This is a genomic window from Nodosilinea sp. LEGE 07088, assembly GCF_015207395.1.
Classification (GTDB): Bacteria; Cyanobacteriota; Cyanobacteriia; order Phormidesmidales; family Phormidesmidaceae; genus Nodosilinea.
In genome coordinates this window covers 18079-29576 of sequence record NZ_JADEWX010000061.1, presented here as the reverse complement: position 1 = coordinate 29576, position 11498 = coordinate 18079, and the positions used below count along the sequence as shown (strand labels likewise).

The 11498-nt window shown below is 55.9% G+C and carries 10 protein-coding genes and 3 pseudogenes; 5 read left to right on the top strand and 8 right to left on the bottom strand.

Translation table 11 applies throughout. The features are described 5' to 3' along the window. Window positions 1–305 precede the first annotated feature (305 nt). From IQ254_RS15005 to IQ254_RS14980, 6 genes and pseudogenes are all read right to left on the bottom strand, one after another. Window positions 306–530 (bottom strand): annotated as a pseudogene (locus IQ254_RS15005) (SAM-dependent methyltransferase); the annotation flags it as partial. A gap of 64 nt (window positions 531–594) precedes the next feature. Next, window positions 595–1029 (bottom strand): DUF6326 family protein, encoded by a 435-nt coding sequence (locus IQ254_RS15000; RefSeq protein ID WP_193966967.1) that lies wholly within the window; start codon window positions 1027–1029, stop codon window positions 595–597. Next, the gene (locus tag IQ254_RS14995; protein WP_193966966.1) at window positions 1026–1295 is read right to left on the bottom strand and encodes a hypothetical protein; all 270 of its coding nucleotides are present in this window, start codon (window positions 1293–1295) and stop codon (window positions 1026–1028) included. Before IQ254_RS14995 ends, IQ254_RS15000 begins: the two co-directional genes overlap by 4 nt. A 135-nt stretch (window positions 1296–1430) precedes the next feature. Continuing rightward, on the bottom strand, window positions 1431–1556 hold the full coding sequence (locus IQ254_RS14990; RefSeq protein ID WP_193966970.1) for a LuxR C-terminal-related transcriptional regulator: 126 nt from the start codon (window positions 1554–1556) through the stop codon (window positions 1431–1433). A 169-nt stretch (window positions 1557–1725) separates the two neighbouring features. Beyond that, a complete protein-coding gene (locus IQ254_RS14985) occupies window positions 1726–2034 on the bottom strand; it encodes a HigA family addiction module antitoxin (protein WP_193966965.1) in 309 nt (102 codons plus the stop codon). 9 nt (window positions 2035–2043) lie between these two features. Then, window positions 2044–2325 (bottom strand): type II toxin-antitoxin system RelE/ParE family toxin, encoded by a 282-nt coding sequence (locus tag IQ254_RS14980; RefSeq protein WP_193966964.1) that lies wholly within the window; start codon window positions 2323–2325, stop codon window positions 2044–2046. A gap of 290 nt (window positions 2326–2615) precedes the next feature. On the opposite strand from IQ254_RS14980, the gene IQ254_RS14975 reads away from it, so the two are divergent. Then, complete coding sequence (locus IQ254_RS14975; protein ID WP_193966963.1) at window positions 2616–2768, top strand: hypothetical protein; 153 nt, start codon at window positions 2616–2618, stop codon at window positions 2766–2768. 147 nt (window positions 2769–2915) lie between these two features. Here the strand turns inward: IQ254_RS14975 and IQ254_RS33680 are convergent. Together IQ254_RS33680 and IQ254_RS33675 are read right to left on the bottom strand one after the other, a co-directional pair. Further along, window positions 2916–4016 (bottom strand): annotated as a pseudogene (locus IQ254_RS33680) (DUF4912 domain-containing protein); the annotation flags it as partial. A gap of 723 nt (window positions 4017–4739) precedes the next feature. Next, a pseudogene (locus tag IQ254_RS33675) lies at window positions 4740–5537 on the bottom strand (substrate-binding domain-containing protein); the annotation flags it as partial. Window positions 5538–6143: 606 nt separating this feature from the next. Between IQ254_RS33675 and IQ254_RS14965 the strand changes: the two are divergent. The 4 genes from IQ254_RS14965 (at window position 6144) to IQ254_RS14950 (ending at window position 11399) form a co-directional block, all read left to right on the top strand. Beyond that, window positions 6144–7562 (top strand): folate/biopterin family MFS transporter, encoded by a 1419-nt coding sequence (locus tag IQ254_RS14965; protein ID WP_193966961.1) that lies wholly within the window; start codon window positions 6144–6146, stop codon window positions 7560–7562. A gap of 76 nt (window positions 7563–7638) precedes the next feature. After that, window positions 7639–9132 carry a carotenoid oxygenase family protein gene (locus IQ254_RS14960; protein WP_193966960.1) on the top strand — a complete coding sequence of 498 codons (1494 nt, stop codon included), beginning with the start codon at window positions 7639–7641 and terminating at the stop codon, window positions 9130–9132. A gap of 252 nt (window positions 9133–9384) precedes the next feature. Further along, window positions 9385–10899 carry an FAD-dependent oxidoreductase gene (locus IQ254_RS14955; protein ID WP_193966959.1) on the top strand — a complete coding sequence of 505 codons (1515 nt, stop codon included), beginning with the start codon at window positions 9385–9387 and terminating at the stop codon, window positions 10897–10899. A gap of 152 nt (window positions 10900–11051) precedes the next feature. Further along, complete coding sequence (locus tag IQ254_RS14950) at window positions 11052–11399, top strand: histidine triad nucleotide-binding protein (protein ID WP_193966958.1); 348 nt, start codon at window positions 11052–11054, stop codon at window positions 11397–11399. Window positions 11400–11498 lie beyond the last annotated feature (99 nt).

Here is an 11498-nt window from a genome sequence, read left to right as displayed (position 1 = left end):
GAGATAACGCCGTAACCGCATAGCCAGCCTTGACTAATTGAGGAATCAACACCTGACCGATGGTGCCTGAGGCACCTGCAATAAAGATCTTCATGGCTAGTTTCCAAAAATGATGGTTGAACAGGGCTGTCTGCCATATTCCTTGGCGACTGCCCCAGCACTTATGGCTAGAACTCGGCTGCTACCGTTTGAAAGAACTGCTCGATATCTGGGCGCGATGGGAATTCCTCCCTTAACGCTGCTCGGGCTTCTTCGCCACGATGAATACGATTTTTGCGTTACCAATAGGCGATTGGTAATCCCCCCTCAATCATGTTGGATGAGAAATCAATCGCTCGGATATGTTTCACGTAAGGGGCATGGGCAATCGCCGTTGATCCGGTGCCGCAACCAACCTCCAGCACGTTCATACTGTGTTGAAAATACTCCCGCGTGACCTGTAGTTTTTTCTGGTAAGCGGCTTCATCGGCGATCGGTTGTCTTGAGTAACCTTCGGCGACTTTGTTCCAAAATTTAGCTGAAGCGTTCATCGCATCCTCCTTAATATTATTAAACGGTTGCTTTTTTCTCGTATCTGAGGCCCGTCGGTAAAAATCATGCTTTCTGAGCGGTTGAGTAACTCTGAGATATTGGGTTCCGCCACCGCCAAGCCGACCAAATGATGAAGGATAAAGCAGCCATTTCTATGACCATGTGAAAGGTATCGTCCAGATCGGTGGTGCCATTGTTGATTTCAAACGCGAGGGTAATCACAGCGGCGATAATATTCGCCCAGCGGTTTGTGCCATAGGGCAGCAATCGAGAGAGAAGCACCATGGAGATCGGCACTTCGGCCACGAAACCACCAAACAGCAGTAGTTGTTCTGTTATTTGAGTCCCATTGAATGTCCCGGTCATCACTTGTTCAATGAATCCAGGCTCAATAAATTCGTGGATATCCCGAAATATCGTGTTGAAGAGATAAAACATCCACAGAGTCGATAGCTTCGCTTTCATTTCCATTGCCAGCACTTGTTTCTGCAAATTCATGTCTGTTCTCCTTTGTCCAAATTTTCTGTTTGGGCCAGCATGACCGAGACCAGCGGCAGCCCCAAATCACGCACCTTAATCAGCAGGCCATAGAGCGCAGCCTGATCAATCACCGGGCCAGACAACAGCGTTTCACCGTTGTCTTTTAGCGCGATCGCAAATCCTTCAAACCAATCACTCCAACGATGATCAAGATGTCCCTTGACACAGATTTCGTATTGGGCAAGTGGGGGATGATCGTTGGCTGAACTGCGTAGTTGACTCATGGGAGTTGCAATTGCCTGCCCTAATCACGACTGGCCTTAACAACTCAAAAATACACACGGACGTGGGGAGCCGTTGTCCTCACATGTGGGGATTAGATGTGGGGATTTATGGAGGGGTCTTGCGGGGATAAACGCCTAAATCAGCTCTAGCTCTGTGGCTCGTTTCACCGCAGCCCGACGGTTAGTGACATTGAGTTTGCCGTAAATTCGCTTGGTATGGGTGCGCACGGTACTCAAGGCCACGACCAGTTCACGGGCGATTTCGGGGCCAGACTCGGTAAATCATACTCACAGCAGAAAGTGCGTCTAGATTAACGGCTTGGGCTTCATCGGTGGCAAGGGTTTGTGAGTCGCTAGCAGTGTGTTTCGGCCATCCGCTGCAAGCCTTGTTTGGCAAGCTTTGCCCAGGCAAGTATTGCATGAGAAGACTTTATCCTCCTTCACTCACTAAGACAACCACTTCCTTATTCAATTGCTCCCCCACTTCATCTTCAGCCACATCTAAGTCATAATCCATTTGCAATCCCAGCCAAAATCGTGGCGACATATTGAAGTAACGAGCTAAACGAAGAGCCGTATCTGCCGTAATACGTCGCTTTCCATGAATGATTTCGTTAATACGTCGTGCAGGAACTCGAAGTGCCAGAGCCATCTGATTTTGACTGAGATTCATTGGCTTTAGAAATTCTTCTAAAAGCACCTCACCAGGATGCACTGGCATCAGCTTATCTTCATTCATACTTTCACCTCAATGATAATCAACGATCTCCAGGTCTAAAGCATCACCGTCTTGCCATAAAAAGCAAATTCGCCATTGATCGTTAATCCGAATACTATATTGACCTTCTCTATCACCAACGAGACGCTCCAGTCGATTAGCTGGCGGGACGCGAAGATCCTGAAGGGTTTCTGCTCGATTCAGCATCCGAAGTTTCCGCAATGCCACTTGCTGAATGTCCGATGGTAATTTGCGAGAACGCTGACGTTCAAAGACTTTTTGCGTCTCTTTATCTTTAAAGCCTCGGATCATCCGCAACAGTGCTACACCACATTCCTAGCGTATGACGCACTGCGTTAAACGGCAAGAGATATATTGCTGAACTACGCCTAAATTGGGCTGAGTAACAGGGGCTCGGTAAATTGAGGTCTTATCTAATCACCAGGAAGGTAAACAAAACAGATCTCGTTCAGGCTATCAGTCGCGATCCAGGTATGCAAACAGCTTCATCAGCCGCTGTAGGATAGGCAGTACCCACCACTCGGAAGAAAGTTTCCCAGCAACTACCTAAGTGTAAATCGCCTGCAATCATTCAACGGTAAATGGCTGAGCAAAAAGCCAATCTTGTCATGAATGGCCTGGGTTGCGATCGCATGGTAGTCATCCAAAACCAGGACAAACTCCGCTTCAACCGCAGCCAGCTCATTCAGCAGCGTCATCAAGACCGACTCCAGGTTGGGGGGCGGGGGCGATAAACCGATCAGATAGGTTCAGGAAACCGCCGGATCATTGTCACTCGGGTCTCGTGGGTACGGCTGCCACCCATTCTGCCAGTATCGTTTTGCCCCAGCCCAGCCTTCTATAGGTTGGGCTGGGGTTTCAGACTAGAGGTCAAACCTTGCCTATGCCCCCGGCCATTCGTCCTGGGCTTCGTCTTTGGTGTTGGTACGACGAGCAGGGGTTTGCCGCTCAAAAGTCATGTGGATATTGCGGCTCTGTTCACCATCAGCCGCCACCGCCATGATCGGGTACTCAATCGTGCCATCCTGGAAAGACATTTGGAACCGGAAGGTGCCGTCTTCGGCAAGCTGAATCGGCTGGCCCGTAATGGTCACGGTGGCATCGGGTTCGGTCGCGCCGTAGACAATCAGCTCGGCATCGGCCACCAGCCAAAACTTGCGGGGGCGAATTGGTGGCATCGAAGCACCCATGCCAATACCCGACATCGTTAGGCCGGGGAAACCTGACATAGTCAACCCTGATACCCCTGACATGGTCGGCCCTGGCACCATATCAGCAGCCCCTAGGCCAGCCCCCGACGGAAAAATAAACGAACTGAGGGGAGGTGCCATCGACCCAGCAACGTGCTGCATCGAGCCAAATAAAGAACCGTCAATGCGCAGCGCTTCACCCCCCTGGGCCAACGCATAAAGCTGCTCATGTAGACTGGCCTCAGCCCCCTGAAGGCGGGGATCGACCAGGGTCATGATCGTCTTGCCGCGCAGGGTTTCATCCCAGGTAACGGTGAGAAAGTGCTCCTCTGTCCAGTCGGAAGGGTAAACGGGAGGGACACGAATAGTGTTGGAGCGGGCTAGCACCAGCCAGCGGCCATCGCCAGTCAGGTACCCGATCTCGGCCTGGTAGTCGCGATCGCTCACCGGAATCTGCATATACCACTCGCGGGCCAGCTCATCGCAGCTCACCTGCTGCAGATTATGGGGAGCCCGATCGTCGAGGTTGATGCCGGTCACATCGTACAGCCGCAGCGCCAGCTGCTCTCCCCCTTGGCGGCGCAGCTCTTCTTTATGGGTGTGGGGCGTATCCCAATAGGCGTATGCCCACTGGGGATCGCGGGGCATCAGCACAATGCGGCTTTCGCCATAGCCATCGGGCAGGGGGGGCAAGCCATCATCAATCGTCGATAGGTCTAGCTCGCCATCAGCCGGATGGCCCACCACGTCAAATTTTTTGGCCTCTACCTTCGATTGGTCTTCGGTGCTGGCTAAGGAAGCCGCTGCCCCAGCCGCCAGACCGGCCGCGCCTACCGCCAGACCGGCCGCCCCCATAGCCATAGGCATCGCCGAGGACACCTCAACCGGCTCTGGCGACGGCGGTGCCTCAGCCGGTGCGGGGGGCGCTTCATCTACAGTAGCCACTTCGGGCACTGGGGCTGGAGGAACCACCTCAGGTTCTGGAGCTGGAGGAACTACTTCAGATTCTAGAACTGGAGCTGGAGGAACTACTTCAGGCTCTGGAGCTGGAGGAACCACCCCGGGGGCTGGAGCCGAAGGGACGATCGCAGGCTCGGGCACCGCTGCGGCCACTGCCCCGCTACCACTGACGGGCGGTACCGCTGGAGGAGGCGCAACTGGAGGAACTGTTGTCGCGGCATCAGCCACTGGGGCCGCTCCTCTACCCCGGGTTAACAACCAGCCCAGGCCACCTAACAGCGCCGCCAGGGGTAGCAGCCACCACCAGGCAAAGCCACCATCATTATCATTAGCCGGAGCTGTAGCGATGGGATCGGCATCAGCCGGAGCTGCCCCCTCAAGCGCTTCGGCTTCGGGCTCCGGTTCGGTAGTCACCGGAGCTGACGTTACCGCTGAGGATGGGTCCGATGGTGACGTAGCCCCCGCAGCGGGATCGGCGATCGCACCCGCAATTACATCGGCTTCCGCACCTTGGGCGGCGGCGATCGCGGCGAGCCCTGCCGGCGCAGTGGCATAGCCGACAAAGGCAGCTACAGCCGGGCTAGGCTGATCTTTATAGACAAAATATCGCGGTTGAGAATAGGGATAACGGGGGTCATCGGGCAAGGTTTGGTGCATGGGCACGATCTTGACCCCCGGTTGGTCGAGCACGAGGGGTGCGATCGCATAGCTAATGCCGTCATTACCTAAAGCCCGAATCGCCGCGGCGGTATCGTCTTCAGCAACCGGGTCGGCAGTCGCCCCAGCCTCAAAGGGAGCTGAGCGAAACACCTCATACTGGCTGAGCGATCGACGGGTATCGTTGCTTTCCGGCCGATCGACAAACCGAATGGCACCAGGCTCCCCACCGACCTGTGACCAATCGGTGATTTCGCCCCGAAACATCGCGGCAAACTGTTCGAAGGTGAGATTGCCAAAAAAAGGATTATCGGAGCCAATAATGATGGCAATCTTGGCTCGTTCTAGGGGTACCGTGACCAGGCCTTCATTCTGCTCGGCCTGCGTCAGGGGACGACCAATAGCAGCCAGGTCAATTTTGCCGTCGATCAAGGCGGCGATCGCATCGTCGCTACTCGTTACCTCTACGCCAACTTCTGTGCCATCATAGGCAGCTTCAAACTCCTGCTTCAGAGCTTGGGCAGCCACTCCCAAATTTGGGGAACTCTGAATCGACAGTGTTGTTCCAGAAGGCACCGTTTCAGGCAATGAAAACGCCGGAGCACCCTGAGCTAGAGCAACGGTTCTCAGCCCAGGGTGGGCTGCCGGGCTGAGGGCAAACAGTGCGGCAACAAGAAGCTTGACTGAATACTGCATCGTTTGTCAGGGGAGGGCAAAGAACGGAAGGCGAGGTAAATATACCAGGTTCATTGATAAAACAGGAATATGCTATTTTGCAAAGCCTCTGAATTAACCCGAATTTTGGGTGTGTGCCCAAGAATTACGGTCAACTATTGCAGCATTCGGCAGGGGAGTCAATGGCAAAATTCTAGGCATAAAATAGGGCAATGCTGCCCTTAAATGCCAGAATTTTGGCAAAAATGCCCTATTACAAGACATCCTGAAATACCTCTAGCCGCATCAAAACCGGGGATCTATCCAGCCTGATTGCCGATATTTAGCGATAAATGGGCAAATACTCGATCTTTTTGGCCGTGTTTGACTGATTTTACCTGGGTAATCTGCCATCACCATCGCCACTGACCATGCCACTGACCACTGCCCTGGAACAAGGCGCACACCACCATCCCTTGCCGCCCCCAGGCACCAAGCCGGCAAATCGGCTCTGACCCTGATCAAGGCCTCACTTCCTACCCAAAAGACACGGGCCTACCTTCATTTCGCCAGCAAGCTATCATGGGACAAGTTATTGACATTTCTTAACAATTCCCAGATCCCTTGCCCATCGAGAATCACTCCTACATGACGGCTTCTTCTCACCCATCTAGCGGCATCAAAGGTTTCGTGGAGACTCGTATTCTCCTGGGCCAGCCCTTGACCTCAGAGCTGGCAGCAATTCTGCTGGTGTACTTTGTCCAGGGCATTTTGGGGCTGGCGCGACTGGCGGTCAGCTTCTTTCTCAAGGATGATCTGGGCCTCACCCCCGCCGAGGTCGCAGCGCTCACTGGCATCGCCACCCTGCCCTGGACTATTAAGCCCCTCTTTGGTCTGCTCTCGGACGGCTTGCCCCTGTTTGGCTACCGACGGCGACCCTATCTCATCCTCTCAGGGTTGTTGGGAGCAGGCGCCTGGCTGGCCCTGGCAACGATAGTGCAGACGGGCTGGGCCGCGATCGCCGCCATTACCCTCAGTTCCCTCTCCGTCGCCGTCGGCGATGTCATCGTCGATTCGCTGGTGGTCGAGCGGGCCCGAGGCGAGTCCTTAGGCCAGGCTGGCACGCTACAGTCTCTGGCCTGGGGTACTTCCGCCGTAGGCGGCATTCTTACCGCCTACCTGGGCGGAGCCCTGTTACAACACATCAGCACTCGCGCCGTCTTTGGCATCACCGCGACCTTTCCTCTGGTGGTTTCTCTGGTTGCGGTACTCATTGCCGAAGACCCAGTCGATGCCCCCAGCTGGACCGTAGTCGGCACCCAGGTCAAACAGCTCTGGCAGGCCGTTCGTCAGCGCGCCATCTGGATGCCAGCCCTGTTTCTCTTTCTCTGGCAGGCCACCCCCACCGCTGACGCCGCCTTCTTTTTCTTCACCACTAACGACTTGGGGTTTCAACCCGAGTTTTTGGGTCGAGTGCGGCTGGTCACTAGCCTGGCCGCGCTCTTAGGCATTTGGGTCTTTCAGCGATTTTTGCGCACCGTGCCCTTTCGCACCATCTTTGCCTGGTCTACTTTGCTCTCTAGTCTGTTGGGCATGAGCATGCTGCTGCTGGTCACCCACGTCAATCGCACCCTCGGCATTGGCGACCAGTGGTTTAGCCTGGGCGACAGCCTGGTACTGACTGTCATGGGCGAAATCGCCTTTATGCCGGTGCTGGTGCTATCGGCCAGACTCTGCCCACCTGGCGTAGAAGCCACCCTGTTTGCGCTGCTGATGTCGATCGTAAATCTGGCTGGGCTGATCTCCCATGAGCTAGGCGCAGTACTGACTCACTGGCTCGGTGTCACCGAAACCAACTTCGACCACCTCTGGGAACTGGTTTTAATCACCAACCTCACCACTTTGCTGCCCTTACCCCTGTTGTTTTTGCTGCCCAATACCTCTTCCCAAGGGGCAGAATCTCACTCTCCAGCCGCTCTACCACCGCCAGAGCTAGCCAGCATATCGACTACGCTGTTTGCGCCCACCGCCATGGAGCATCCGGTGCCGGTGGGCGACCCCGACTGAACTATAGGCCCGGCACCGAGCCCCAACATTTCGAGTTTGCCTGTCTAAATCCCCCTACCCTTTACCCTGCCGCATCATGACCACGACACAACCCCGCCCCACCGCTGCCTCCTTCTCCGTTGACGACTGGCGCAGCGGCTACCGTTCCCAGCCCAACGAATACAGCTACTGGGTCACTGACATTGAGGGCACCATCCCCACTGAGCTAGAGGGCACCCTGTTTCGCAACGGCCCCGGACTCCTGGATATTCATGGGCACCCGGTCAAACATCCCTTTGATGGCGACGGCCTGGTTTGCAGCATTGCCCTGCGCAACGGTCAGGCCTACTTTCGCAACCGCTTTGTGCGCACGGCGGCCTACCTGGCCGAACAACAGGCCCAAAAGCCCCTCTATCGGGGCGTATTTGGCACCCAAAAACCCGGTGGCCCCCTAGCCAATGCCTTTGACCTCAAGCTCAAGAATATTGCCAATACCCACATCGTCTACTGGGCCGACAAACTCCTGGCCCTGTGGGAAGCGGCGGCGCCTCACCGCTTAGATCCGACAACCCTAGATACCCTCGGTCTCGACTACTTAAATGGTCTAATTTCTCCCGGCGGTTCCTTTACAGCCCATCCCCGCATCGATCCGGGGCACCACGGCGATCCCCGATTAGTCGGGTTCTCGGTCAAAACCGGGCTATCCAGCACCATTACCCTGTACGAACTCGATGCTGATGGCAATGCCCTCAGCCAGCACAGCCATACCATCCCTGGCTTTGCCTTCATCCACGACTTTGCCATCACCCCTAACTACGCCATCTTCTTCCAAAACCCGGTTAGCTTTGGGCCACTGCCGTTCTTATTGGGGCTCAAGGGGGCTGCAGAATGCATCAGCTTTGACCCCAAGCAGCCGACTAAAATCCTCGTTGTTCCTCGCAATGGCGACCCCATGCAGGTGATCGACACCGACCCCTGCTTTGTCTTCCACCATGCCAACGCCTTTGAGCAAGATGGCCGGGTCGTCATCGACTCAGTCTGTTACGACAGCTTCCCCTCCCTAGACGGCAGCAGCGACTTTTTAGAGGTTGACTTCGATCGCATTCCGGCCGGGCAACTCTGGCGCTTTACCCTCGATCTCACCGCTGGCACCGCCACTGTCAACACCCTGGTGAGCCGCTGCGTAGAATTCCCCACCCTGCACCCCGACGCCATGGGACGACCCTACCGTCATCTATTTATCGGTACAGCCCACGGAGCTGCAGGCAATGCGCCGCTGCAGGCTCTACTCAAGCTCGACACCCACACTGGGGATACCCAAATTTGGAGTGCGGCCCCCCGGGGGTTTATGGGCGAACCGTTGTTTGTCCCCCGGCCCCAGGCCACCGAGCTAGATGATGGCTGGGTGCTGGTATTGATGTACAACGCCGAGCGCCAGTGCTCTGATCTGGTAATTTTAGCGGGTCAAGCTATTGCCGCTGGCCCTATTGCCCGGCTCAAGCTGCCCCACCATGTGCCCTACGGCCTCCACGGCAGCTTTGTGCCTCATTACTTTGGGCCGGAAGCGAGAACGACAGCAGCACTCAGTTAGATGAAATCTAGCTAGAACTGTACAGGCGATGGGCGATGACCGATGGTTTTGCCAAAACTCCGGCCCAGAGGGCTCAAGCAGCGTTCATGCGGAAATCGCAGCGTTGCAGGCTATATCCAAGGATGGAGCTTTCGACCCTTCCTGCTCCATTAATTTCTACATATATAGATGTCCTAGCCTATCCCCAGGGGTGGATGAGGCAGGCAACCCTGTCGGAGAAGATCAAATTGCTTTTCTCACAGGTTTTCTCCAATGACGCTGACTGGACGCCATGTTTCCTACTGGCTTGACTCAACGCTGCCCTCTAGCTACCCCGCTCTAACCCAGGATGTCACCGTGGATGTGGCCATTGTTGGCGCTGGTTTAGCTGGTGTCGTTACCGCTAAGCTGCTCAAACAGGCAGGCAAAACCGTGGCGCTGATTGAAGCCGACCATGTTGGGGCAGGCGTGTCGGGTCACACCACCGCTAAGGTGTCGGCCCTGCACCAGCTGATCTATGCCGATCTGGTCGATCAGCACGGTAGCGAGAAGGCCCGTCTCTATGGCGAATCTAACCAGGCGGCTGTTGAACGGCTCGCCACTATGGTTGCCGCTGACGGCATCGACTGCGACTTCGCCCGTCGGGATGTCTACACCTTTGCCACCGACGAGTCGGGCCTAAAGCAGGTGCAGGCCGAGGTCGAGGCCGCCCAACGCGTGGGTTTACCCGCCACCTTGGTGGAAAGCCTAGATTTGCCCTTTGATGTTATGGGCGCAGTTCGGCTGCCCCATCAGGCAGAATTTCATCCGCGCAAGTTTATGCTGGCGATCGCCGCTACTCTCCCCGGCGACAATAGCCACGTTTTTGAGCAAACTCGGGTCAACACTGTCGAAGGCGAAGGCCCCTGCCGTGTCATGACCCAAAACGGCCCCAGCGTTATTGCCCAGGACGTAGTGGTGACAACCAACCTGCCAATTTTGGATGTCGGCCTGTATTTTGCCAAGTCCTATCCCCAGCGGTCTTATCTGATCGGCGGTCGCATTGAGGCTAGCCAGGCGCCTCGGGGCATGTACATCGGTGTGGGAGAGGGCTATCGCTCCCTTCGCACCACGCCCACTGACGACGGTGGCATGCTACTACTGGTCGGCGGCGAAGGGCATAAGGTGGGCACCGATGCCGCCATCGACGAGCGCTACCGGCGCCTCGAAGACTACATGCAAACTCAGTTTGGGATTGAAGCCGACTACCGCTGGTCAAGTCAAGACTTTGTCTCCTTTGACAAGCTGCCCTACATCGGCAAGCTCACCCCCGCGCACCAGCACACCTACGTTGCGACTGGCTTTAGCCTCTGGGGCATGTCTAAGTCTGTGCTGTCAGCCATGATCCTGGCCGACAGCATTTTAGGAATTCAAAACCCCTGGGCCGACCTCTACGACTCCACCCGTCCGACACCGTTTGTGACGCCGACCTCCATCCAAGCAAATTTGGACGTGGGCAAACACTGGTTGGGCGATCGCCTCAAAGGGTTGTTCGACTCACCCGACGGGGTGCCCCCTGGCGAGGGCAAACTCGTTACCCACAACCTCGACAAAGTGGCAGCCTATCGCGACGACACCGGGCAACTCCATACGGTTTCCGCTGTCTGCCCCCACCTGGGCTGTATCGTTGCCTGGAACGATGCCGAAACCAGCTGGGATTGCCCCTGCCACGGTTCGCGCTTTAGCCCTGACGGGGATATTCTCCACGGCCCGGCGGTCAAGCCGCTGGAGCAGAAGGCCTGTGGTTGATCGGTTGAGCACCGATCAATAGAGGTTCAACGGTGTCGGGGCTTCGCTAGCGAAGCCCCGACATGAATCGCCTGGAAAAAGAATCCTGCCTGCCCCAGCGATAGCCCCGAGCCCGTGCGACAATAGCGGCGGCGTCTAGGTCTATTTCTTCCATGAGTGGCGACACCATCTTTGGCAAAATCATTCGCAAAGAGATTCCAGCCAACATCATCTATGAGGATGATCTCTGCCTGGCGTTTACCGACATTGACCCCAAAGCCCCGACCCATATTCTGGTCATCCCCAAACAGCCTATTCCTAGGCTTTCAGACATAGCGCCTGAGGATAAAGAACTGTTAGGCCATTTATTGCTAACTGTTAAGGCGATCGCCGATCAGGTCGGCTTAACCGAGAACGGATATCGGGTGGTGATAAATACCGGAACCGACGGCGGTCAGACGGTTTTCCACCTGCACCTGCACCTGCTAGGGGGTCGCAGCCTAGCCTGGCCACCGGGTTGAATAGCCCTTGGCGCTGCCCCAGTGTTGGCCAATGGCAGGGGCTTCCGGCCTCAGCGTTCTGGCCAGCACCGCAATATTTATTTTTGTACAACGGAATAA

Excerpts from the sequence above, each read along its gene's own strand:
- IQ254_RS15000 (WP_193966967.1), bottom strand. The coding sequence starts at position 1,029 with ATGAATTTGCAGAAACAAGTGCTGGCAATGGAAATGAAAGCGAAGCTA.
- IQ254_RS14995 (WP_193966966.1), bottom strand. The coding sequence starts at position 1,295 with ATGAGTCAACTACGCAGTTCAGCCAACGATCATCCCCCACTTGCCCAA.
- IQ254_RS14985 (WP_193966965.1), bottom strand. The coding sequence starts at position 2,034 with ATGAATGAAGATAAGCTGATGCCAGTGCATCCTGGTGAGGTGCTTTTA.
- IQ254_RS14980 (WP_193966964.1), bottom strand. The coding sequence starts at position 2,325 with ATGATCCGAGGCTTTAAAGATAAAGAGACGCAAAAAGTCTTTGAACGT.
- IQ254_RS14975 (WP_193966963.1), top strand. The coding sequence starts at position 2,616 with ATGGCTGAGCAAAAAGCCAATCTTGTCATGAATGGCCTGGGTTGCGAT.
- IQ254_RS14965 (WP_193966961.1), top strand. The coding sequence starts at position 6,144 with ATGACGGCTTCTTCTCACCCATCTAGCGGCATCAAAGGTTTCGTGGAG.
- IQ254_RS14960 (WP_193966960.1), top strand. The coding sequence starts at position 7,639 with ATGACCACGACACAACCCCGCCCCACCGCTGCCTCCTTCTCCGTTGAC.
- IQ254_RS14955 (WP_193966959.1), top strand. The coding sequence starts at position 9,385 with ATGACGCTGACTGGACGCCATGTTTCCTACTGGCTTGACTCAACGCTG.
- IQ254_RS14950 (WP_193966958.1), top strand. The coding sequence starts at position 11,052 with ATGAGTGGCGACACCATCTTTGGCAAAATCATTCGCAAAGAGATTCCA.